Annotated in this window: 22 protein-coding genes; 7 read left to right on the forward strand and 15 right to left on the reverse strand. The window is 58.2% G+C overall.

Annotated features, from left to right (window positions below):
* A partial coding sequence (locus WA354_RS22060) for an SDR family NAD(P)-dependent oxidoreductase (protein WP_472815178.1) occupies nucleotides 1-628 on the forward strand: 628 nt, incomplete at its 5' end.
* Between the two features lie 353 nt (nucleotides 629-981).
* Here the strand turns inward: WA354_RS22060 and WA354_RS22065 are convergent.
* Nucleotides 982-1,161 carry a hypothetical protein gene (locus WA354_RS22065; RefSeq protein WP_472815179.1) on the reverse strand — a complete coding sequence of 60 codons (180 nt, stop codon included), beginning with the start codon at nucleotides 1,159-1,161 and terminating at the stop codon, nucleotides 982-984.
* Between the two features lie 176 nt (nucleotides 1,162-1,337).
* Here WA354_RS22065 and WA354_RS22070 point away from each other — a divergent pair, with 176 nt between their 5' ends.
* Entirely contained in the window at nucleotides 1,338-2,342 is a 1,005-nt protein-coding gene (locus WA354_RS22070) for a zinc-dependent alcohol dehydrogenase family protein (RefSeq protein ID WP_472815180.1), read from the forward strand.
* Between the two features lie 545 nt (nucleotides 2,343-2,887).
* Here WA354_RS22070 and WA354_RS22075 read toward each other — a convergent pair.
* Nucleotides 2,888-3,889, reverse strand: a complete 1,002-nt coding sequence (locus WA354_RS22075; RefSeq protein ID WP_472815181.1) for an aldo/keto reductase — start codon at nucleotides 3,887-3,889, stop codon at nucleotides 2,888-2,890.
* A 49-nt stretch (nucleotides 3,890-3,938) separates the two neighbouring features.
* Entirely contained in the window at nucleotides 3,939-4,463 is a 525-nt protein-coding gene (locus WA354_RS22080) for an O-acetyl-ADP-ribose deacetylase (RefSeq protein ID WP_472815182.1), read from the reverse strand.
* A gap of 147 nt (nucleotides 4,464-4,610) precedes the next feature.
* Here WA354_RS22080 and WA354_RS22085 point away from each other — a divergent pair, with 147 nt between their 5' ends.
* Nucleotides 4,611-5,069 (forward strand): hypothetical protein, encoded by a 459-nt coding sequence (locus WA354_RS22085; RefSeq protein ID WP_472815183.1) that lies wholly within the window; start codon nucleotides 4,611-4,613, stop codon nucleotides 5,067-5,069.
* Nucleotides 5,070-5,117: 48 nt separating this feature from the next.
* Here the strand turns inward: WA354_RS22085 and WA354_RS22090 are convergent, their stop codons facing one another.
* From WA354_RS22090 to WA354_RS22100, 3 genes are read right to left on the reverse strand one after another with little or no spacing between them, the layout of a single operon-like run.
* Entirely contained in the window at nucleotides 5,118-5,603 is a 486-nt protein-coding gene (locus WA354_RS22090; RefSeq protein WP_472815184.1) for a TadE/TadG family type IV pilus assembly protein, read from the reverse strand.
* The gene (locus tag WA354_RS22095; RefSeq protein ID WP_472815185.1) at nucleotides 5,600-6,124 is read right to left on the reverse strand and encodes a TadE/TadG family type IV pilus assembly protein; all 525 of its coding nucleotides are present in this window, start codon (nucleotides 6,122-6,124) and stop codon (nucleotides 5,600-5,602) included. The genes WA354_RS22090 and WA354_RS22095 overlap by 4 nt, the downstream gene beginning before the upstream one ends.
* 9 nt (nucleotides 6,125-6,133) lie before the next feature.
* Nucleotides 6,134-7,366, reverse strand: a complete 1,233-nt coding sequence (locus WA354_RS22100) for a pilus assembly protein TadG-related protein (RefSeq protein WP_472815186.1) — start codon at nucleotides 7,364-7,366, stop codon at nucleotides 6,134-6,136.
* A 573-nt stretch (nucleotides 7,367-7,939) separates the two neighbouring features.
* On the opposite strand from WA354_RS22100, the gene WA354_RS22105 reads away from it, so the two are divergent.
* A complete protein-coding gene (locus WA354_RS22105; RefSeq protein ID WP_472815187.1) occupies nucleotides 7,940-10,150 on the forward strand; it encodes a chymotrypsin family serine protease in 2,211 nt (736 codons plus the stop codon).
* A 126-nt stretch (nucleotides 10,151-10,276) separates the two neighbouring features.
* On the opposite strand, the gene WA354_RS22110 is transcribed toward WA354_RS22105, so the two are convergent.
* The 3 genes from WA354_RS22110 to WA354_RS22120 form a co-directional block, all read right to left on the reverse strand.
* A complete protein-coding gene (locus WA354_RS22110; protein ID WP_472815188.1) occupies nucleotides 10,277-10,870 on the reverse strand; it encodes an outer membrane beta-barrel protein in 594 nt (197 codons plus the stop codon).
* Between the two features lie 139 nt (nucleotides 10,871-11,009).
* Entirely contained in the window at nucleotides 11,010-11,618 is a 609-nt protein-coding gene (locus WA354_RS22115; RefSeq protein ID WP_472815189.1) for an HD domain-containing protein, read from the reverse strand.
* On the reverse strand, nucleotides 11,615-12,574 hold the full coding sequence (locus WA354_RS22120; RefSeq protein ID WP_472815190.1) for a type I phosphomannose isomerase catalytic subunit: 960 nt from the start codon (nucleotides 12,572-12,574) through the stop codon (nucleotides 11,615-11,617). The genes WA354_RS22115 and WA354_RS22120 overlap by 4 nt, the downstream gene beginning before the upstream one ends.
* A 251-nt stretch (nucleotides 12,575-12,825) precedes the next feature.
* On the opposite strand from WA354_RS22120, the gene WA354_RS22125 reads away from it, so the two are divergent.
* Nucleotides 12,826-13,419 carry a DUF421 domain-containing protein gene (locus tag WA354_RS22125; RefSeq protein WP_472815199.1) on the forward strand — a complete coding sequence of 198 codons (594 nt, stop codon included), beginning with the start codon at nucleotides 12,826-12,828 and terminating at the stop codon, nucleotides 13,417-13,419.
* A 92-nt stretch (nucleotides 13,420-13,511) separates the two neighbouring features.
* Nucleotides 13,512-14,882 (forward strand): hypothetical protein, encoded by a 1,371-nt coding sequence (locus WA354_RS22130; protein WP_472815191.1) that lies wholly within the window; start codon nucleotides 13,512-13,514, stop codon nucleotides 14,880-14,882.
* Here WA354_RS22130 and WA354_RS22135 read toward each other — a convergent pair.
* On the reverse strand, nucleotides 14,863-15,465 hold the full coding sequence (locus tag WA354_RS22135; RefSeq protein WP_472815192.1) for a pyrophosphohydrolase domain-containing protein: 603 nt from the start codon (nucleotides 15,463-15,465) through the stop codon (nucleotides 14,863-14,865). The genes WA354_RS22130 and WA354_RS22135 overlap by 20 nt on opposite strands.
* A 376-nt stretch (nucleotides 15,466-15,841) precedes the next feature.
* Between WA354_RS22135 and WA354_RS22140 the strand changes: the two genes are divergently transcribed.
* Nucleotides 15,842-16,489, forward strand: a complete 648-nt coding sequence (locus tag WA354_RS22140) for a phosphatase PAP2 family protein (protein ID WP_472815193.1) — start codon at nucleotides 15,842-15,844, stop codon at nucleotides 16,487-16,489.
* Between the two features lie 210 nt (nucleotides 16,490-16,699).
* On the opposite strand, the gene WA354_RS22145 is transcribed toward WA354_RS22140, so the two are convergent.
* From WA354_RS22145 to WA354_RS22165, 5 genes are all read right to left on the reverse strand, one after another.
* Entirely contained in the window at nucleotides 16,700-17,182 is a 483-nt protein-coding gene (locus tag WA354_RS22145) for a hypothetical protein (protein ID WP_472815194.1), read from the reverse strand.
* A 52-nt stretch (nucleotides 17,183-17,234) separates the two neighbouring features.
* Complete coding sequence (locus WA354_RS22150) at nucleotides 17,235-17,849, reverse strand: hypothetical protein (RefSeq protein WP_472815195.1); 615 nt, start codon at nucleotides 17,847-17,849, stop codon at nucleotides 17,235-17,237.
* Between the two features lie 293 nt (nucleotides 17,850-18,142).
* Nucleotides 18,143-19,693: a glutamine-hydrolyzing GMP synthase gene (gene guaA, locus WA354_RS22155; RefSeq protein ID WP_472815196.1), complete on the reverse strand. Its 1,551-nt coding sequence runs from the start codon at nucleotides 19,691-19,693 to the stop codon at nucleotides 18,143-18,145.
* A 111-nt stretch (nucleotides 19,694-19,804) separates the two neighbouring features.
* Complete coding sequence (locus tag WA354_RS22160; protein WP_472815197.1) at nucleotides 19,805-21,133, reverse strand: alkaline phosphatase family protein; 1,329 nt, start codon at nucleotides 21,131-21,133, stop codon at nucleotides 19,805-19,807.
* 350 nt (nucleotides 21,134-21,483) lie between these two features.
* Nucleotides 21,484-21,824: amidohydrolase family protein (locus WA354_RS22165; RefSeq protein ID WP_472815198.1), on the reverse strand; the 341-nt coding region annotated here is incomplete at its 5' end.

The following is a 21,824-nucleotide window of genomic DNA, read 5'->3' on the forward strand; positions in this document are numbered from 1 at the left end:
GGCCATGGAGCGCGGCGCCCCCTCGGTGCACTCCATCGACCTTGATGTACGCGACCATCGCGCCGTGCAGAACGCCATCGACGGTTTGCCTCCCGCGTGGTCCGAGATCGACATCCTGGTCAACAACGCCGGCCTCAGTCGTGGCCTCGACAAGCTCTATATGGGCAAAATCGAGGACTGGGACGAGATGATCGACACCAACATCAAGGGCCTGCTCTACGTCACCCGTTCCGTCGTCCCTGGCATGGTCGTCCGAGGCCGCGGCCATGTCATCAATCTCGGCTCAACCGCTGGCGAACTAGCCTACCCCAATGGCGCCGTCTATTGCGGAACCAAAGCAGCAGAGCGCCTGATCAACGATGGACTTCGCCAGGATGTCCTCGGCACGCCGATCCGCGTCACCAGCGTCGATCCCGGAATGGTCGAAACCGACTTCAGCCTCGTTCGCTTCCGCGGCGACACCGAGCGCGCCGCCAAAGTCTATAAAGGAGTAAAGCCGCTCACGCCGGAAGATATCGCCGAAGTCATAGTCTGGGCCGCCAGTCGACCCGCCCACGTCAACATCGCCCGCGTACTGCTGACACCGGTTCAACAGGCCAACTCAATCCTTTTTCACCGCAACGAATAGAATGGCGGCCACGCTTCGCGCCACATCGAGCACCGCGGTCTATGCGGTGTCATCTTGAGCGGAGCGAAGCGGAGTCGAAAGATCTGCCCTGAAAATTCAGCGATCAACGGCGGCCCCGGAAACCAAGTTCCCGTAGGGAACGCATTAGAATAGCCCAGGGTGGAGCGCAGCGGAACCCTGGGATAGCAGACAAGAAGATTTCAGTCCCGGAGGGACGTCCCAACCCAGCCGCATTTTCATGGCGCTTGGGTGGCGCCACGCGACATGTATGACTGCAGTTGCTTTTCTTTCGCAGATTGACCAAGCCTAGGCTTATCGACTGCTGGTCCGCTCTGACTCTGAACCGGCCCTGCCTACTCCAGCGCTGAAATCTGCGCCTCGATCTCCGACAAAGCCGCCGCCAGTGCTGACCGCCGGGCCGGATTCGATGTCCGCTGCGAAAGAATGTTTTCGCGTTGAAGCGTCAGTGCCTGTTTGCGCCGTTCACTCGCCGCGCGCTGGTCAGCGGCAACTCGCCGTTCTGCTTCAGTCATCAATACCTCACCAGGACGCGGAGGCTTTTCCTCGATGGCATTTGCCATCTGCTCTTCCACCGATTTACTTTCCCATCCGCGCGCCATATCTTCATTCTACGGGCGCTTGCAAATGTTCGTACCGCGATGGCACGCGTCCAGGCAAATCTGTGGCATCATGACCGGAGTCGACCCCCATGCGCGTCTGGCAAGTCCCTTCGTTCGGCATTGATTCTCTTGAACTTGTAGACCGTCCGACTCCGCAACCCGGGCTCGGCGAGGTTCTCATTAAAATTCAAGCGGTTTCTCTCAATTACCGGGACCTCATGATGGTCAAAGGGACCTACAACCCCAAACTCCGCCTCCCGCGCATCCCCTGCTCAGACGGCACCGGCGAAGTAGCCGCCATCGGCGACGACGTCACTGAGTGGAAGCCCGGCGATCGCGTCTGCGGCTGCTTTTTTCAGAACTGGATTGACGGCCCTCCCACTCCCACCAAAATCAAAGGCGCTCTCGGCGGCGATATCGACGGCACACTTGCCGAATACATCCTGCTCAAAGAGACCGGTCTCGTCCGCATCCCCGATCACCTTAGCTTTGAAGAAGCCGCGACCCTCCCGTGCGCCGCCCTCACCGCTTGGAACGCGCTCATCGTTGCAGACATTCAGGCAAGTTCAACCATCCTGGTGCAAGGCACCGGCGGAGTCTCCATCTTCGCGCTTCAATTCGCAAAGCTGAAAGGTGCACGCGTCCTTGGAATCTCTTCGAGCGACGTCAAACTGCAACGCGCCTGTTCACTCGGTCTCGACAAGGGTCTCGACTACGGCGAAACCTCGGAATGGGACCGATGGGTCACAGAACAAACCAATGGCGAAGGCGTCGATCTCGTTGTCGAAGTCGGTGGCGTCGGCACTCTGCCGCGCTCCCTCCGCGCCGTCAAAATGGGTGGCGTCATCGCCCAAATTGGAGTACTCTCCGGCCCCGCCGAGCCAATCCCGCTGCCCTTGATTCTGCACAAGCAGATCCGCATTCAGGGAATCTACGTCGGATCCCGCAAGCGCTTCGAAGAAATGAACCACGCCATCGCCACCGCAAACCTGCACCCCGTCCTCGAACCCCGCCCATGGACCGAAGCCCCCGAAGCCTTTCAAGAAATGCAATCCGCCGCTCACTTCGGCAAACTGGTGCTCAGCGTTCAATAAAGATTCCGTCCGACCGATGATGTCCAATTAGCGTCTTCCGGAATAGCCGAGTTGCGCAGACTTGCCTCGACCGACGAAGCGTCCAGCGAGATCCTATACCAAGCTACATGTGCGATGCTCATTGTTCTCCCGACGGACTTGGGAACCGCGTCAGACTGTCCGGTATGCTGAACGGCCGGTCGTGCTCAGCCGTCGCACTGATCCGACCTTGCTCATGCTGTTGGCTCAGGCGTATCAGGAAGACGGGCAGAGTGACAAAGCCAGATCAACCGCACTCGATGGCCTGAAGCTGATCGCATCACCGGCGGCCGACGCTCCGCCCTCGCGCTGCAGAATACTACTGGAACAAATCCTTTCGCAGGCAACCCCGAATCCAGATCACCTCCGACTCTAAAGTCTCGCTCCTGAGTAAACTAGCCTCCTTCTCTTTAACCCATGAGGAATCCTGGGAGCTTCGGTAACTCGTCGTTCGGCTCTCCGCCCATCACTCCATGCGCCCTCGTTGCAATCACCACAGCCTCTCGCCGAGTCTTCGATTCAGAGATTCAACTGAATCCGAGCACCGGATGAGGCATATATGGCTCCTCGAGCGCGACAATCTCATCCGTCGTCAACTTCAACTCCAACGCCGCTACCGCGTCCCTTAGATGATGCGGCTTGGTTGCGCCCACAATCGGGGCGGTCACCACTGGCTTGCTCAGCATCCACGCCAGCGCCACCTGGGCCCGCGGCACACCGCGCTTCCTCGCAATCTCGCCCAGCCGGTCAACGACCTTCCGGTCATCCTCCTCGGTGCGCGAATACATCGAGTTTCCGAACCGATCCGTCTCCGAGCGTTTCGTTGTCTCTGCCTGCCACGCGCGCGCCAGCCGGCCTCGCGCCAGCGGACTCCAGGGAATCACCGCGATCTCCTCCTCCGCGCACAGCCCCATCATCTCCCGCTCTTCTTCGCGATAGAGAAGGTTGTAATGGTTCTGCATGCTCACAAACCGCGTCCAACCGTTCAGCTCCGCGAGATACAGTGCCTTCGCAAACTGCCACGCATACATCGACGATGCTCCGATGTAGCGCACCTTCCCTGCCTTCACCACATCGTGCAGCGCTTCCAGCGTCTCCTCAATTGGCGTCTCATAATCCCAGCGGTGAATCTGGTAGAGATCGACATAGTCCGTGCCCAGCCGGCTGAGACTTTGATCAAGCTCGAACAGGATTGCCTTGCGCGATAACCCGCGGCCGTTTGGCTCCTCGCGCATCACTCCATGTACCTTGGTTGCAATCACCACACCCTCTCGCCGACTGTTCGCCTTCAGAAACTTGCCGACAACCTGTTCGCTGTCGCCGCTCGAATACACATTGGCCGTATCGAAGAAGTTGATACCCAGATCAAGCGCCTGTCGCAAAAAGGGCTGGCTCTCTTCCTCATTCAGCGCCCAAAGATGCCGCCCGCCCTTCAACTCGCCCGGCGCCGGGGGCTTGCCATACGTCATGCAACCCAGGCAGATGCGCGATACCTTCAGCCCGGTCCTGCCAAGATTCACATATTCCATCTCAGTCTCCTGATGACTTCTTCCATTACTGCACCGATGTTGCGGAAATTCATGCCACCGGCGCAAGAGGGGGCTCGGCGAGAAATTGCTCATAGATCGCCAGCATCTCGCTGCTGAAACAGACAAAGCGCACCACCTCGATCCCGCTCGCCGTCACGAATTCCCTGACTGTATCGATCGCGATGTGCGCCGCGCGCTTGGGGGGGAAGTGATACACGCCCGTGCTGATGGCCGGAAAGGCAATGGTCCGCACGTGGTGCGTCTTCGCCAGTTCGAGACATCGTCGATAGCAACTCGCCAGAAGATCGTCCTCATCATGGCCGCCGCCCTGCCATACCGGGCCCACTGCGTGGAACACCCACTTGGCCGGCAGATGAAAACCCGGAGTCGGCTTTGCATCGCCGGTCGCACATCCGCCCAGTTTCCTGCACTCCGCCAGCAACTCCGGCCCCGCCACGCGATGAATCGCGCCATCCACACCACCACCGCCCAGCAGCGAAGTGTTGGCCGCGTTCACAATCGCATCCACTCTCAGCGTTGTAATGTCATCCTGCACGGCAATCAGTTCAGCCATCGCCCTCGGCCCCAAACCTTTCGCTTTGACGATACATCAAGGGTTTGGGATGCCCCTTGCGCCTCGCGACAACTTTGGCGAGTTGCTCACATCCAACCGCGGGACTAGCGTGCTAGAGTGTTCGCCCCGAAAGGACAATTGAACACAATGCCCAATCTAATTCGGCTTCTTGCCATTGGAGTCCTTCTATGCGCCACTGGCACCTCCATCGCAGGCGAGCGTTTCGATGGAGCCTGGACCACCAAACTCACTTGCCCTCCAAAAGGAAGCACACAGGGTTATACATGGGAGTTTCCCGCGACGATTCAGAGCAGCAGTTTTCGTGGAGAACACGGCGCCGCCGGAGAACCGGGCTACCTGATTCTTATGGGTAAGATCGCCGACGACGGCAACGCCAAGCTCACCGCCAACGGAGTTGTTGCCTCACGCCAATACGCTCGCGGCGTCTTCGCGCACAAGGGCGAGGACTACAGCTACGACGTGAAGGCCCAGTTCAAGGACGCAGAAGGCACCGGCACGAGGAATGAAGGATTGGGAATCGTGGGCCGGCCTTGCGTTTTCGAATTCCAAAAGCAGACGAATGCAGCTGCGGTCCCAGGTCGCTGAATCGCCATCTCGCAGCAGCACTCGCAGCGACTGAGGTTCGCCGATCGCTCACTGCACGATGTACATCACCGATTTAGAGGACATGTTCAATGTCCCTTTGGGCGCGAAAGGAATGTTGTAGGGGTAGACATAGTTCACAACAACTTGCACGCGGCTGCCAGGGTTTTCGTTTCCATCGGGATACGTCGTGTTTGCGCTCAGAGTACCAGTTCCGAGATTCGGCCAGCCCAGATGCTTCACTGCGTCATTGATGGTTGATGCCGATGCCGTGCACGAACCGCCGGTGCCGGTCTGGCAGGTGGCTCCGCGCACAATTGCATAGCGTGTGCCCTCTCGCGCGGACTCCGAAATCATGCAATAGCTGTAAAACGCAAGGCAAAGCTCAATCATCATGAAGGTGAATGCCGCAATGATCGGCAGGGCCAGCGCAACTTCAATAACCGCCTGCCCCTTCTCGCTTTCCTTCTCTCCGAAGAATCCACTCCAAATCCTGCGGCAGATCTCTCGTATGCATGCATGCCGTTCCCTCATCATTCCTGCACTTCCATGATCGAGGTTCCGTTCACCGTCAACTTCGTGGGTAATCCCGGAAGCTGTACCAACGGGTTGACGTTCATGCTTGAAGCGACCTTCACAAACTCCAGGTAGTGATTGCCTGCATTTGCCGGACACACAGCTGCTGCCGCGGCCTGCGTGGAGTATTGTGTCCCGTCCACCGCACCCGAGCATGCATAGTAGATTGTTGGCGTAACCGTTACCTTGGCGCCGAAGTCGGCCGCCTCCGCCTGTGCAGCGCTCCGAATTCCTGAGGCATCGCCAGCGAATGTGGAACTGATCATCCCATACATGGCGCCGGCATGAGCGGAGTTCGATAATTCAATCGAATCGTAAATCAAGATTGCGAGTTCCGAGGTGCCCAGCAGCAATGGAGTTCCAAAAACTCCAAACGCAAGAGCGAGTTCGAGCGCGGCGTTCCCCGCATCATCCCGCAACCGCTTACGCAATCTGGCAATGATCGATCGATTCTTGAGAGAGCACAGGTAATCCAATTTCATAAGGCAACCTCATTCCACCAGCTTGGCTACTGAAAGGTTCAATGTTCCGAGGGCCGACGTCGCGTAACTGTTCAGGGTGGCTCCCCCTGCGGTCGTCAGCGTCTGCGATACGAAATCCATGTTCAGAGTCGTGCCCGTGCCATTGTTCAGCGTCACCGCTGCGTTCGGCGCATAGACAAGGCCCGAGAAAGTAGAGCTCGAACCTCCCTGAATGGTGACCGTGCTGCCCATCGCATACAAAAGCGTCTGCGGGACTCCGTTTACGGTCGGAGCACTCAGATTCGCCGTGACGCCATTTGCGACATTGACGTTCCCGCCAACGTAAAGCGCGACACCACTTCCGCTCACGGGCGCCCCGCCGCCCGTTGTAAAGTCCCCCTGGATGTAGTAGGTGTATCCCGGCGAAAGCGTCACAGAAGCCGCGTTGCTCGTATTCAGGCTTGTGTAACACACTGTGTTGCTCATCGTGGTTTCACCTGCTAGGGGCAGCGTGTAAACCCCGGTGTAATTGTTCGCCGCCGTCCAGCCCTGGATCGGATTGCTGTAGCATGGCAATCCGCTGGGAAGAGTCGGCACCGTAAGGACTGGCTTGCACTGCGTGGTGATTCCCTGAACAATTTTCGTCGACGAGGTGATCTGACCATTGTTATTTATGTTGCTACCGTTGTTCCAGGAATTAGATACCGTCCCCAGTGAGAGCGCGTTCAAAGTTGCGCTGCCCACCACCCCCACTGCATTGCTTCCGCTTGAATCGACCGTCACCCCGCATTGATTGGCATTAATCGATGCGTTGTTGCTCATGCTCAACCCCTGTCCCGTGGGTGCTTCAAGACAGATGCAGGTCGGACTGCTCAATCCTCCGCCGGCAACAGCCCGGGCAGAGATGTTCAGGCTTGTAGAGCCGCGCCGAAACACGGATAGGAAAAACGTTGGTATTGGTTTCGAGACGTCCGCCTCAATGTAAGTTGCGCCTCCCGCATAGCTGCCTGATGTAGGAGTCTTAAGCGTCACTATGGCGGGATTAACGGATGCGCTCGGATCGAATCCGTTTAACCGAGCCATGGCGTTTGCGACCACCTGCTCGTTCGCGCTGTTCCCTGCGCTGGATTCCTCGGCTGCTGCTACGACTGCCGCATCCGCAGCTGCCTGCGCCATTCGCTTTTCGTGAAATAAATACCCAACGTCGAGCCCTAAAGCCAGAAAACCAAGGATGATCATCCCTATAAAAATGACGATCACCATCGCCGCCTGGCCGCTCTCGGCAGCTACGCAGCGACGGACCTGTCGGCTCCCAAAACGGTGGGTCCAAACGGCTCTATCCGCCACAACTCGAATAATGGCAATAACTGAAGCTAAGGCCCGATTTATCATTATCTTAACCAAGGGTAACAAAAAAGAAGCACAAAGGTAACAATAGGGAAATACTATAGGAGCATCAAGGTAACCAGAGAGGTCACGAAGGTATTGCAATCGCTATGCTACCTTGGGGTAAGGCGCATTGACTCCCAATTATTTCGCCTCTGAACTCCAAGCTGGTCGGCCCCGCTATTACACCCGGTCCGATTCAACTCCCAAAGCAAGACTCAATTCTCAGTAGAGGTAGAAGTTACGATTCGATCAATCTCCGGCAAGCCCCCGCTTGAGTTCCAACTGGAAAGAGATAACCTTAAATCTGCGTTTCCGTGGAAAGCGGTGGCCCCGCTTTCCGCCAGAGGGTAGCTCTGTCACATGTCAGTAAACGCTCGGATCGCTAACCAGGGATGTCCCCGCGTCGGGCCCGCGCCCTCTCTCATCGTTGGAGGGCGGCGGATAGTCATGTCTGTGATGCTCAGTGGGGCAGCCCTGTTGGCCGGGTGCGGTGCCGGACCCGGCACCGGAGCGTCGGCGAACGCTTCCTTTTCCGTTTCACCGGGCTCTGCAGTAATCGACACAAGTTGCACCGGTTGCAACGCCCTGAATGCCCACGCGAGCCCAGTTCACCAGTTTTCTGCCACCCTCGCTGCCGGCGGAGCCGCACCCGTCTCCTGGACCATCAGCGGTGGAGATCCATCTTCGGGGCCGGGAAAGATCAATGACCTTGGCCAGTACACGCCGCCGTCCTTCCTGACCGCCGATCAAGTCGAAGTCCAGGTCACCGCGACCCTGAAGTCCAATCCCACTCTCCGCGCGACTTCCTCCCTGACACTGACGCCCGGTTTCCTGCAACCGCTCACTCCAGAGAATGCCGCTGTGGGACCGAACGGTTCGGTCACCGTGACCGGCTACCTGGCCGAATCTGGTGGATCCGGCGAAATGCACTTCGCACTTTCAAACACCCCAACTGGAGACACCGTCGGCGAGGGAACGCTGAGCGCAGCCACATGCCAGCGTAACCGTCATGCTTTCACTGCCTGCACCGTCACCTACACCGCGCCGGCAGTGGTTTCGTCCACGGGCGTCACATATGTGGTGGCAACGCTCCCTGGTTCATCCTCAAAAATCGAGACAGCCCTCCTTCTCAATGCGCCGGGAGTGGCGAGCAACCCGGCCAGCCACCAGGACGCCCTGTCGGCACCCATGCTGCTTGGCAGTTCCGGAGGCAATAACAACGACTTCGACGAAAAAGGCAACACCATCGTCGACTGCTGCAGCGGCACGCTTGGTGCCCTTCTACAAGACGCGGGCGGGCGCCAGTACCTGCTCAGCAACAATCACGTTCTCGCTCGAAGCGATCGCGCCTCCGTCGGCGACACCATCGTCCAGCCCGGCCTTATCGACAACAACTGCACCCCCAACGGAGACGGCGCCGGGACGGTCCCCGTCGCCGCGCTGACGGCATGGCTGCCGCTTCGTTCCGCCCAAACCAACGTTGACGCGGCCATCGCCGAGGTTGCATCGCACACCGTCGATCCCAGCGGCAGTATCCTTGAACTCGGTCTTCGGCAACCTGACGGCTCGCTCGCCGCCGCACCTCCCGGCATTTCTTCCACCAATGGAAAAGGCGAAAACGCAACCCTGCAGTTGCGGGTAGCCAAAAGAGGCCGCACCACTGGCCTCACATGCGGCCGGGTTACAGCGCTCGATCTCGACGTTGCCGTCGACTACTATCGCGACTGCGCTGAATCCAGGCCCTACCTTACCAAGACATTCACCGACCAGATCGCCGTCAGCGGTGACCGCTTCGGCGACGCAGGCGATTCCGGCGCCCTCCTCGTCGATACCGCCAACGCCGAGCCGGTCGGATTGTTCTTTGCAGGCGGCATTGACGCCGCGGGTGTGAGCCACGGAATCGCCAACCCTGCGCCCGATGTCCTCAACGCCTTAAGCACGCTGATGCCGGGGGACGCGAGCTTTACGTTTGTCGGCGCAACGGACCACGAGGTCAGTTGCCTCAGCTACGGTGACAGCACCACCTCGGCGGCTCAAGCGCATCCCTTATCCGATGCTGAGTCCGCGCGTCAGCAGGCGGCATTAGCCGCCGGCCGTGCACTCGTTAATCCTTCAGCGGGTGTTCTCAGCATTGCGCCCGGAAAGAGCAGCGACCAGCCCGGCACCGCGGCGTTGATCGTCTATGTCGATGAGAATCTCGCGCCGTTTGTTCCCGCCGCTGTCGCGGGTGTACGCACCATCGTAATTCCAACCACGGCGCGCTCCGTCGCGTTCGGTTCAGCGCCTTCCACGGCAACCGCCGCGGGCCTTCCCCCACTCACCGCCTCAGCACTCGCACCCGCGGTTGCGGCCAAGCGTCAGATCGCCCACAAGCTGATGCAGCAAAACCCTGCATTTTTTGCTGTCGGCGTGGGCCAGAGCCTCGACAGCCCGCGCGAATCAGCCCTCGTCATCTACGTCGACCGCGAACACATTCCTGCGCGCCTGCCTGCGACAATAAATGGTATCCGCACGCGCTACGTCTTCATGGATCGGTTGCACGTCACGCGCTCCTACGCGGCGAACTTCCCAACTCCGCGCCATTGCACCCCGCACACCATCAACTCAACAGCTGAAGACGATCGCATGTTCACACCGCCCGCTCTCGATTTACCTTGATCCGATCGCTCTGAGTCGCGGGGGATATTTGCTTTGCGGAGACGGCGCCTCATTTTTCGCGAAAGGGCGCCCGTTCACGGCGCCCTCTCGATTTAATAATGAAACCAGCCTCCGCTCGCTTCGACTTCACCGCAGTCCGAAATCGTACACCGCGCCAATCGTGAATCCGTTCGGATTCAGATCGTTGAGCCCGAAGATCTGGTGCCAGAACTGGTAGTCGTACGTGCCTCGCACTGAAATGCTGTTCCAGACGCGCAAATCGGCGCCAACTCCGGGCTCAAACACTACACGGGTATCGTGGTTGTAATTCGACCCCGGTATTGGAAAATCTATGCTGCCGATTCCCAGAAGGTACTTGCCAAACGGGCGGATCCTTTTGTAGCGCCGAAACTGATAGATCGGACCACCCAGAGCAGTATCCATGCGATGCCCCGGCAGATAGGAAGGGGTCCCCCATTGCAGTGTGCGGCCCTCAAATTCAACCCCCAGCCCATTCAGCACCCGCGGCGTGTGCGGAAACCGCCAGTCAACCCACACGCTCATCCCGGTCTGGCGTGGATTGAGCACTCCCCAGTCGTCTGAAAAATTCGATACGCCAGCTCCCACTGTGAAGGGCCTCTTGCCACCCCCCTCAGCCGAATACGTCACCTGAGCGCGGCACGGTAACGCCACGCCTAAAAAAAACAAAGCCAGAAGCGGCAATACCATTAACTTCCGCATGTCGTTTCTCCTTCGGAATTTCAACTCTCCCGGACTGTGGCTGCAACCGGGAACGCATTCGATAATCTGTTCGGCTTGGTAAAGTCTGGTTCGGGAAAGAGCCTGACGCCATCTCCACAGGGGACTGCGGGGGGCGGTGTTAATGAAGCAGATCGCCCGCTTCATCGGAAACAGCGGATAGAAACGAGCGTAGCATCTCAGCTCTCGATTCAGCCATGGCCTTTGAACGTGTTAGGCGCGTTTGACCAGCCAAATGGCTAAGCGCATGACTCAAAACCGGAAGAATTGAACTGAAATTGGGATAGCGGGTATCACGCCCGACCTTCACCGCGGCGCGCAGGATCCCGATCGCACCCAGTTGTTCCAGAATGTCAGCATCTCGCAACAAGGTCCCTTCCAAGGTTGTCGGTTCGTCCTTCGCCTGATGTGTACGGATCGCCTCGGCAACCGCGTCCAGTTTCCCGCTGGGGAAATCCCATCCTGTCAAAAGTTCAATGCTCTGCTCGATGGTGTCTGGGACGTGATCCCAACCGGAAAGTTGCTCAATATCCTGCGGACGATGCCCGGAAAAGACTCCAAGGTCATGCATCCACGCCGACGCAAAAAGCACATCATCGTCATAATCCAGGTCCTGTCCGATCGTTTTCGCGAGAGCATAGAGTCTTGGCTGATGACCGAATTTGTCTTCAGGCTGCGCCTCGCGGCGGATATAGTACACGACCGATTTCCGCCAATCGCGCCCTGTCACGCGCCCTTCCCCGGCCAGCGCGGCGTAATGCGAATCAGATCCAGCCCACCCATGTCCAGAATCGCGAAGATCGGCGACGTCGCAGGGACGGCAACCATTCCACGCGGTGGCAGATCCACATCGCGGAAGCTTGGACTCGACACGCGCCCCGTCCCCTCCGCAGCAAACAGGTAAGACAAACCTGCCTTCGATTCCTCTTCCCGGCGCAGGCTTGCGCTTGAGCGGCTCGCATCCACCGGGATCCTCTCAATTGTGAAGTAAGGGCAAGCGAGCAGAATCGTGCGGTCTTCCAATACCCTTGGCATCACCTTGCCTGCCTTGGTTTTCAACTGCACGGCCTCGAGCGATTTCTCAATGTGCAGTTCGCGCCCTCGTCCGTAGTCGTACATTCTGTACGTCAGGTCGCAATTCTGTTGCGTCTCCAGCAACACCGAGCCGGGCCAAATCGCGTGCACCGTTCCCGCGTCCACATAAATCATGTCGCCCGCATGCACCGGAAGCATTCTGAGACTTTTTTCCAGCGTTCCGCCCTCGATGCCGGCCTTCACCTCGTCCATGGTGACGCCCGCCTTCAGCCCTGCGGCCACCTGCGCTCCCGCTTCGGCTGCCAGCGCGTACCAGCACTCGGTCTTGCCCCGCGGCTGCCCGTACTTCTGCGCCAGTCGATCGTCGGGATGCACCTGCACGCTCAACTTCTCCTGTGCAAAGAGCACCTTGATCAGAAGTGGAGAATCGCCCGACGGCGCGTCTTCGCCCATCATCGCCTGCGGCATTTCCCTGAAAATCTCGCCCAGTGTCTTGCCGGAATGCGGCCCCGTCGCAACTCGGCAATCATCCCCCGTGAGCCATACCTCGCCGATCGGCTCACCCGTCGCTACTTGGTCATACCAGGGGCGTAGATCATTCGTTCCCCACACTCGGCCCACAAAAAGCGGCTCAATACGAAAAGGGGTCATTTCGACAAATATAGTGCGCCTGGTCGAAGCCACGTATATGATCTGTTCCTTTCCTGGATTCGGAAGCCGCACTCATCCCGCGAGGGATCGTCTGATGCGGATTCTATCGTATACGCCCATCGGCACCGTCACGGTCAACCTGCCGTGAATCGCAGTTCTATAGCGCCAATTTCACCGCCACGATCCAGCAGAACGACCCACTGGAAAAGCAATAGCCGGCAAGCTATCCTCGCTGCATGATCCTCACACCGATAATCGATCACATGTTCCACCTTCCCCTTCCGATCGTCGAGAAGTTGCTGCGTCCGGTCATCGTTTACCTTGTCCTCGTGCTGCTCCTCCGCCTCTTTGGCAAACGTGAACTCGCGCAGTTGAACCCCTTCGATCTCGTCGTTCTGCTCTCACTTTCCAACACCGTTCAGAACGCCATCATCGGCGACGACAACTCCATCACCGGCGGCGTTATCGGCGCCTTCAGCTTGCTTGCGATCAACTGGTTCGTGGTCCGCCTGCTCTTCCGATCCCCGCGCCTTACTCGCGCGCTTGAGGGCCGCTCCGTCATTCTCATTCGGGATGGCCACGTGGATGAGAAGGCGCTCAAACGGGAGGCCCTCACCCGCGAAGAACTTGTCGAAGTCATCCATCGCCAGGGCTTTGAACATGTCCACGAAGTGCATCGCTGTGATCTCGAACCGAATGGCTCGTTTTATGTTGAAGCCAGGGACCCCTCCATCGCCGACAAGCGCCATGACGAACTGCTGGCGAACCACAAAGAGCTGCTGACACGTTTCGAAGCTCTTAACCAGGAGATCGCTGCCCTGCGCTCTCGCCCCGCAACGGCCTGAAAAGCCGGGGATTAAATCTCTGTCATCTTGGCTCGCGATTCGCCCCGGTTCCCGTCTTACACCTAAAATCTACGGAGGCAGGAGCCTCACTGATGTATTCCCCAATTTGCTGCCGTTCCTGCTTCGCCGTGGTCACGGTATCTTTCGTCCTCGCCGCATGTGCTGGCGCGCAATCTCTCGAACATCGTTCCCCCAAGCCGAATCCCGAACCAGTCAAGCCTGCTGCTGTGGTTCCCGCCGAGCCTATCCTCGCCAAAGGCACAAGCCTCCAGGTTGAAATTACTCGTCACTATCGGGTCAAAGTCGGTGAGCCCATTGAGGCTCACTTGATGCATCCGATTTATGCCGACGGCAAACTCGCCGTTGCCCAGAACACCGCGCTTGAGGGCCGCGTCATCGCCCTCGAAGCTGATACCAAAACGCGCTGGCATGCCCGCCTGCGCGGCGACTTTACGCCCTTCCACACCGTCCAGGTCCAGTTCGATAAGCTCGAACTACCCTCCGGCCCCATTCCCATCGCAGCTACCCCGGCGGCTGACGGCGCACCCGTCCTGAAGCTCATGGCCCCGGGCGTGTCGCCAAAACAGTCTTTCATCGCACGCCGATGGGCTGAGGCCAAGGCCAACCTGCGCGACCGCATCGCCTACTTCACCGCGCCCGGCAAAGGCGACCGCGCTTTGCAGTTGCTCTACCACCAGCTCCCGTATCATCCCGAGCGCATCGAGGCCAGCACCGCGTGGTCCTTCGAACTCGCAGAGCCCGTCAATCTCCCCGAAAATACTGCCGCACTTCCCGCACCTGCGCCCACGGTTTCCAGTTCCGGCAAGTCTGAAGTCTGGGCTGTCAACGCAACTCTCTCCCGCGATCTGACTTCGGCAACAGCGAAACCCGGCGATCTGGTTGAAGCCCTAGTCGTCGAGCCGGTCTACGACAAGAACAAGCAGCTCGTCGTTCCGCAAGGTTCGAAGCTTGTCGGCAAGGTTGCGGTAGCCAAGGCCGCCCGCTCCTTCAGCCGCAATGGAAAACTCCGCTTCACCTTCCAGCAGGTTCAGTTCCCCGAAGGATACAACCGCGAAGTGGAAGGCGCGCTCGCCGGGGCCGCCACAGAGAAAACGCAGGACCTCTCGCTCGACGCTGAAGGCACCATCACCCCGCGCAATAAGTCCAGCGTCATCGCTCCCCTGCTGCTGACCATGCTTGCCGGCCGCGCGCTCGACGAGGACGGTAACCTCACCCTCCAGACCGGCGTCGCCTCCAACGGATTCGGAATGGTCGGCCGCATAGTCGGCATAGCGCTGGGAAACCGCAACATTGCAGCTGGGCTCGGTTATTACGCGGCCGCGCTCTCCATCTACGACAATTTTCTCCACTCCGGACGCGACGTAGTCTTCCCCCGCAACACGCGCATCGAAATCGAAACCACTCCGCTGCGCGCCCCCGTCATCAAGCCCGAGGGGCAATAGCGCGAGTTTCCTCGATCTGCTCCTGGATAACGCGCTTCAGATCAGCCGGTGAATACGTAGGCGCCTTGATGAACTTGCCGTCCTCGCGCTTGTGCACTTTCAGAATCGCGCTCCAATTTCCGCTATGCGCATCGGCACCTTCCGCATGAATCAATTCGTCGCCCGAACCGCGCACCAGCACCGCATCGCACACGCTGCAATGCGGCCACGCCTTGCTCATGTTGCTGCGCTGTACCTCGTCCCACGCACTCTGCGCCTTCACGCCCGCCGCATTCAGAGCGCCGTACGTCACCACAAGCTGATCGATGCAGCCATCGACATACTCCGTGAAGTCAGGCATCACATTGGGATCGGCAACCACGCTGATATCATCGGTCACTGCCCTCTTCGCACCGTCCGGCCCGCTCATCGCAACCGCACAACCGCACGCCCTCACAAACTCCAGCGCCTCTTCAAACACCAGTCGCGCCCGAAGTAGCCTCGTCGCCGCATCCGGCAACTCCGGCGCGCTTTTTACTTCCTGCTCAAACTGCCTCATCAACGTTACGATGTCTTCCTGCGGGCGATAATCCTTCGTCGTCATCCCGTCCTCAATTCAAAACGCATCCGGCAAACCCAGCCACTCCGCGGTCCGGCACACGAGCAACTTTAATTGAACCGGCCTGTCCCCGGCCTCACTTGAAGGGAAATCTCAGCATTCGCGGCGCCGGATATTCACTTGTCACCAAGACCGCCAAGGCTGCGCATGTAGCATCTTGATTATGCATCCGCGCATTCTTGCTACCTTCTTGTTGATATCGACGTGTGCCGCATCCGCCCAAGCTCCCGCAAGTACCGCCCCCGGAACGGACTCCAGGGAGTGCGGGATTAAAGCCATCCAGATTTGTGCGCTTCACGTCGCGCAAGACGAAGTCGGAATCGTAACGGCGCCATTTCGAATCCGCAAGCCTGATTTGCCAATGTTAGCTTTCGTTGGAGCAGGTACTGGGCTTGCATTGGCCACCGACGTCGATGCAATGCAGGCTTTCAGTGTCAATCCGAGCCAAGAACACAATGCGAGCAGATATTCAGACTACGCAGGCCTCTACGCTCCAGCAGCCGCAGTCACTGCTGGATTCTTGATCGGAAGCGCCAAGCACAATCATCATTTGCAGGAAACCTCGATCCTTGCCGAAGAGGCGATGGCTGATTCGTTCATTCTTAACACGGGGCTCGGCTACGCGCTCGATCGCGAGACGCCAACCCAGGGAAACGGTAAGGGAGACTTCTGGCCACATGGCACTAAGACATGGCCGGATGGACAATCTATGCCTTCCGACCACTCCATCCTGGTGTGGTCCTTCGCACACGTGGTCGCATCGGAATATGACGGCTGGGCCACCAAGGTAGTGGTTTATTCGCTCGCAACCAGTGTCTCCGCCGCGCGCGTCATTGCGCGCAAACATTTTCCATCTGATGTATTCGTTGGAGGTGCGCTCGGCTACTACATCGGTGGTTATGTGGTTCATCGCCGTGCTACTGAAAGCTCATGGAGCAATTTCGCCCTCGCGCCGGTGCGGACTCCCAACGGCAATGGAATCGAGCTCTCCTATAATTTCGCGCACTGATCGCAGATCGGAAGCTATCCCGGTCCGGAGATTGCGTCTGGTGTGAGGGAAGAGTAGTCGCCAGGCATCCGCGCAATCGCGCCGATGCGTCCTGTCCACAGAGATTTCTCTGCACAGGCGTCCCACTCATGTCAACGGCGTCACCATTGAGACGAGTGGGAAATCACAAGCTGCAATCGACTCAAATTACCGCAATCCATTCACCTTTCGTCAGGGCAGAATCACCAACTCCGGCTTACTGCCGCTACTCATTCCGTAGACGGCGCCCGAGTAAAACGCTCCAGCGTCGTACTTGTAACAGCCGGGGTTCTGAGCCTTGACGGTGACTGATTTGCTCCCGCCGCCGAGAATCGGATTATCCGGGTCGAACGGCGAGTCGGTGCCGAACGAGATCATGAAACCAGTATTCTTGCTTGACGTCATCCACACCACGGTGGTGCCGGCCTTGATGCAGAAGAACTGGTTGTTCTTCGCATTCGGAACGCTCGGCTTGACCGTTGAACCGTTCCCCGATTTCCGCACGTCGAGGGTGCAGACCGAGGAAGCGGATCCGCAGGTGTTAGCCGCGTTGCACATGTCTTCTGGTTTCGGTTCATCACAAATGTACTTGCTTTTTGCCTGGGCAACGGAGCCGCCCAGCAACAGAATCATCGTGGCGATTGCCACATTGCAGGAACGCCATTGTCTTCTCATGATTCCCTCAAAGGACGTTGAATTTTTCAATTGAAACCGTCTACGGGCTGAACTATTTGTTATCCCCCGACGGCCACACGATGATGTTGTTGAGCTTCCAGGGATTCATTCTTAAATCCCACTGTGGGTCGCCATCCTTGTTGATGGTGAGCTGAGTGGCCGGATACAGAACGCCGTCACTCTTGCCCTTGTCTTTGTCGTTGATCCTTATCTCGCCCGCCGTCAGATTGAAGGATTTTGACTGGGTGTCCCAGTAAGCTTCTCCGAAAGCAATCTTGCGGTTGGTCACAAAGCGAATCGTCCGTCCAGTCGGCGTCTTGATTTGATGGATGTAGGAGACGTCGAACCCTAACGTGCCTGGAATTGTGATCCGGCCGACCGCCTTCATCTTTTCCAGTGCGTTTGCCAGACCGTCATTCTGACCCTTCTGAAATGACTCGACCAGAATCTTTCGGTCGTCGGGAGTGGAATACTCGTAGACGATAAGCCTGACAGTGAAGTTTTTCCCCATTTGAGTGCTCGTGCCGTAGGCTTGGGCATCAATCGTTTCATAGGTCGCACGAGCAAATCCCAGGACGGCTGACAAAGCCAGAATCGCTACTATGGCAACCGTCATCTTCAGTTGTTTGGATACGTTTTTCACTTTTCCTCCGTTGAAGCCGTTCAAGCGTCGGTGATTTCAAAACGGGGCCCGAGTTGGATGGCCTGTCAGCAATGAAGGCTCTGATCCCCATGCCTCCACGCATTGATCAAGGTAGTGAAGATTCAATGCCGGCGAATACTGTCAGAAATGACAGTGCAAGCACGAAATGATGCGTCGAAGACGATAAGTCTGGGATTAAGCGGCGCGAAGGGCCACTTTTCATTTATTCGCAAAGGCACCAATCCGCGGTTGGAAGAGTTGAAACAGCCAGCGCCAGCACGAAAGGCGCGAACCGCGAACGCCTGAACGGCGAGCTCTCACTCCCACTCGATGGTGCCCGGCGGCTTTGACGTGATGTCATAGACCACGCGATTGATGCCGCGAACCTCGTTCACGATGCGGCTCGAGACGCGCTTCAGCACCTCGTGCGGCAGCGGAGTCCAATCCGCCGTCATGCCATCTTCGGAATGTACGGCGCGCACGGCGCAAGTGTAAGCGTAGGTCCGCTGATCGCCCATTACGCCCACGCTCATCACTGGCAGCAGCACTGCGAAGCTCTGCCAGATGCAGGAATAGAGCCCCGCAGCCTTGATTTCGCTGACAACAATATCGTCGGCCTCTTGCAGCAGGGCCACTCGCTCGGGAGTAACTTCGCCCAGGATGCGCACCGCAAGTCCCGGGCCCGGAAACGGCTGCCGGCCAAGAATCTCTTCCGGCATCCCCATATCGCGCCCGATGCGGCGGACCTCGTCTTTGAATAAATCGCGCAGCGGCTCGATCAGCTTCAGCTTCATCCCCAGGGGCAGGCCGCCCACGTTGTGATGGCTTTTGATGGTCTGGCTTGGCCCCTTCACGCTGCTCGACTCAATCACATCCGGGTAGAGCGTCCCCTGCACCAGCCAATCCACGCCGCCCGCCTTTTGAGCGATGCGATGCGCCTCATCATCGAACACCGCGATGAATTCCGCCCCAATTCTCTTGCGCTTGGTCTCAGGATCGGTAATGCCGGCAAGTTGCTTCAAGAACCGTTCGCTCGCGTCCACGGCCACCACGTTCAACCCCAGCTTGTCGCGCATGTTCTTCTGCACGTTTTCAAACTCGTTCTTGCGCAGCACACCGTTGTTCACAAAGATGCAGGTCAACTGGCTGCCGATCGCCTTATGTACCAGCATCGCCGCGACTGACGAATCCACGCCGCCGGAAAGTCCGCAAATCACGTGTCCATTGCCGACCTTCTCGCGAATCCCGGCAACCGTTGTCTCAATAAAATGCGCCGGCGTCCAATCGCCCTTCGCCCCGCATATGTCGAAGACAAAATTCCGGATTAGTTGCGGACCCAGCGGCGTGTGGTGCACCTCGGGATGAAACTGCACCGCCCACATCCGCCGCTCTTCGTTCGCAATGGCGGCCAGTGCGTTCGAAGTGACCGCGGTCCTGCGAAACCCTGGCGGCAACTCGAGCGCTTCATCTCCGTGGCTCATCCATACCTGTATCGATGCCGGAAGCCCCGCGAACAGAGCAGTCGTGCTGTCTTCAAGGGCTACCTCAGCGTGCCCATATTCGCGCTTGGGAGCCGTGCGCACCTTGCCCCCCAGGTGATGCACGATAAAGTGCAGTCCATAGCAGATGCCCAGCGTCGGCAGATTCATCTCCAGCAGCCTGGGATCGGCATTCGGCGCATCCGCGTCATACACCGACGATGGCCCACCTGACAGGATGATGCCGAGTGGCTTGTACGCCTCGACTTCCGCAAGGGGGACAGTGCAAGGAAGAACCACGGAAAACACGCTCAGCTCGCGAATACGCCGCGCAATGAGCTGCGTATACTGCGAGCCGAAATCCAGAATAACGATGGTTTGGGTGTCCACCGTCCAGTGTGGCAGGATGATGGGCGGCCTGTAAAGAATTAGTAGTGATGATTAGCGATCGCGAGATGGTAGAGGGGCGCGAGCATATCACGCCCCTCGCCGGTCGATCAGTTAGTTTTTGCCGTGACCATCAGCAAACAGATCTGACATGACGCCGACATTCGCGTCGCACGCGTGGTTGAGACATTGCAGGCCGAAACCCGCTTCCAGTGACTTCAGCAACGAAAAGCTGTTGTAGTAGGTTGCGCTTTGCACACCCTGGGGACCATAGTTTGTCTGAACGGTGAGAACCACGCGATTCTGGTTCTGCGGCGGATACAGTCCAGAGAGTTGAGTAGTGCTGCCGCTGTAGTCATTCTCGTCCCACACGATGACAATGGCGCTGCGGCCTGACTCCCACGCCCGTGACGCGTGGATCGCCTTCACCAGCCGCTCAATCGTTGAATCGCCCTGCTGAATGAGCCCCGGATTCAGGCCAACCTGGGTTCCGTAGGTGTAACCGGAGTCGTTCTGGCCATAGTCGAAAGCACAGAATGCATCGGCGTTGCCTCTCCCATGCTGATCATTGCACTGGTTGGGCACGATAAACGCGAAGTCAGGAACATTTCCGCTCTTAAGGTCGGCATAAAGCCCTTTGGGTCCGTCAAAGCCGACCGAATTGGCCAGACTGTTGTCGCGATCGTAGCCTTCCTGAACGTTCGCGAAGTAAGCAAATGGGTTGTGCTTTACAGCGTAGAGCTGCACCACGCTCGCCGAAGTGAGCGGAGCCAGCTTCGAGAAATCCGTCAAGTTTGTTGCGGTCCCGTTGCTGTAATTCACGCCGTAAATCGAACCGAGCGGCAGGCTTTCCTGGTAGGATTTCCATCCCATGTGGGCATCGTCAAGCTGGTCGGCAATTGTCTTTCCCACGGTGGAGGCAGCCGGGACTGCCTTCACTCCATCGATGTCGGCGAGCGCAACAAACGGACCACCCACTTCGTTCCAGGTGTCAACAGCCGGCGTTTCTGCGTCAGTACCGGTGCCGGAGATCGGACAGATCTTGCCGGTGTCCACCGGAACCGGCGCATTACCGCCGCCATTGTCCGCATTCACGATCTTGGTCGCGATGTTCGGGGAGCATGATGAGTTCCCCCAATCCGGGGCATTGTCGCTGCGAACTCCGAAATTGGACCCACCCACGACTTCCAGATAGTTCGTCAAACTCGGATGTCCCACGGCGAAATAGTTGGTCGCAAGATTGACCTTCCCGGTCGCGATCAGGCTGTTCAGGTAAGGTTCATTCGGATTGCCGTATACTTGTTGATAGCCATGGTTTTCCATCATGATCAGAAAAACATGATCGAGATGAGGAATGCCGCCGGCGGCATGGTCGTCCTTGGCAAATCCTGGCGTTGCCAGCATGCAAGAGACAATACTCAGTGCCACTGCTTTCTTGAGCATGGAAATAGACCTCTCGAATTTGAGATTTGGGGTGCGTTGGCTTCCTGTTCAGCTAGCCACGCCATGGACACTCTCTGCCGCGAATGTGAACGGGGCCTCAATATGCGACGAAATGTCTGAGAATCTAATTCCAGATGACCCGGATGCTCTTTCCAGCTTGACGCCTTGAACTGCGCAGCCGCGTCGCCGCATCCACGTACTGAACGTCAACAGGTCCGCGACGAATCGCGACACGCCGTCGCAGTCGCGCAATCGAGTTCGAGGCGGAGCGCTCAGCTCAACCGCTCCGCCCCATCCCCAATCCCCTTCAACACCGTTCGTATATCCGCGCGTCGCCCGCGTTCCGCGCTCTACTTCGACCCGCCCGCCTCGCCCTTGTAAACAACCCCGCTCTTCATCACAAACTTCACATCCTGAAGAACGCGCACATCCTCCATCGGATTCTTGTCCACTCCGATGATGTCTGCCCACTTACCCGGTTCCAGCGCTCCCGCCTTCGCCGTCCACCCCATCAAATCTGCCGCATTCACGGTCGCCGACTGCAGCGCCGCCAGCGGGGACATCCCTATCTGATTTACATAAACATCCAGCTCGTGCGCGTTCAGACCATGTGGATACACCGCTGCATCGGTTCCCAGCGCGATCTTCACGCCCGCCTGCATCGCGTGCTTGATGTTCTGCTTGGCTACCG

The organism is Occallatibacter sp., assembly GCF_049802275.1.
In the GTDB taxonomy this organism is placed as follows: Bacteria; Acidobacteriota; Terriglobia; order Terriglobales; family Acidobacteriaceae; genus Telmatobacter.

Bases quoted from the DNA above. Each gene is read 5' to 3' on its own strand.
- WA354_RS22065 (WP_472815179.1), bottom strand. From the start codon at position 1,161: ATGACTGAAGCAGAACGGCGAGTTGCCGCTGACCAGCGCGCGGCGAGT.
- WA354_RS22070 (WP_472815180.1), top strand. From the start codon at position 1,338: ATGCGCGTCTGGCAAGTCCCTTCGTTCGGCATTGATTCTCTTGAACTT.
- WA354_RS22075 (WP_472815181.1), bottom strand. From the start codon at position 3,889: ATGGAATATGTGAATCTTGGCAGGACCGGGCTGAAGGTATCGCGCATC.
- WA354_RS22080 (WP_472815182.1), bottom strand. From the start codon at position 4,463: ATGGCTGAACTGATTGCCGTGCAGGATGACATTACAACGCTGAGAGTG.
- WA354_RS22085 (WP_472815183.1), top strand. From the start codon at position 4,611: ATGCCCAATCTAATTCGGCTTCTTGCCATTGGAGTCCTTCTATGCGCC.
- WA354_RS22090 (WP_472815184.1), bottom strand. From the start codon at position 5,603: ATGATGAGGGAACGGCATGCATGCATACGAGAGATCTGCCGCAGGATT.
- WA354_RS22095 (WP_472815185.1), bottom strand. From the start codon at position 6,124: ATGAAATTGGATTACCTGTGCTCTCTCAAGAATCGATCGATCATTGCC.
- WA354_RS22100 (WP_472815186.1), bottom strand. From the start codon at position 7,366: ATGGTGATCGTCATTTTTATAGGGATGATCATCCTTGGTTTTCTGGCT.
- WA354_RS22105 (WP_472815187.1), top strand. From the start codon at position 7,940: ATGTCTGTGATGCTCAGTGGGGCAGCCCTGTTGGCCGGGTGCGGTGCC.
- WA354_RS22110 (WP_472815188.1), bottom strand. From the start codon at position 10,870: ATGCGGAAGTTAATGGTATTGCCGCTTCTGGCTTTGTTTTTTTTAGGC.
- WA354_RS22120 (WP_472815190.1), bottom strand. From the start codon at position 12,574: ATGACCCCTTTTCGTATTGAGCCGCTTTTTGTGGGCCGAGTGTGGGGA.
- WA354_RS22130 (WP_472815191.1), top strand. From the start codon at position 13,512: ATGTATTCCCCAATTTGCTGCCGTTCCTGCTTCGCCGTGGTCACGGTA.
- WA354_RS22135 (WP_472815192.1), bottom strand. From the start codon at position 15,465: ATGACGACGAAGGATTATCGCCCGCAGGAAGACATCGTAACGTTGATG.
- WA354_RS22140 (WP_472815193.1), top strand. From the start codon at position 15,842: ATGTTAGCTTTCGTTGGAGCAGGTACTGGGCTTGCATTGGCCACCGAC.
- WA354_RS22145 (WP_472815194.1), bottom strand. From the start codon at position 17,182: ATGAGAAGACAATGGCGTTCCTGCAATGTGGCAATCGCCACGATGATT.
- WA354_RS22160 (WP_472815197.1), bottom strand. From the start codon at position 21,133: ATGCTCAAGAAAGCAGTGGCACTGAGTATTGTCTCTTGCATGCTGGCA.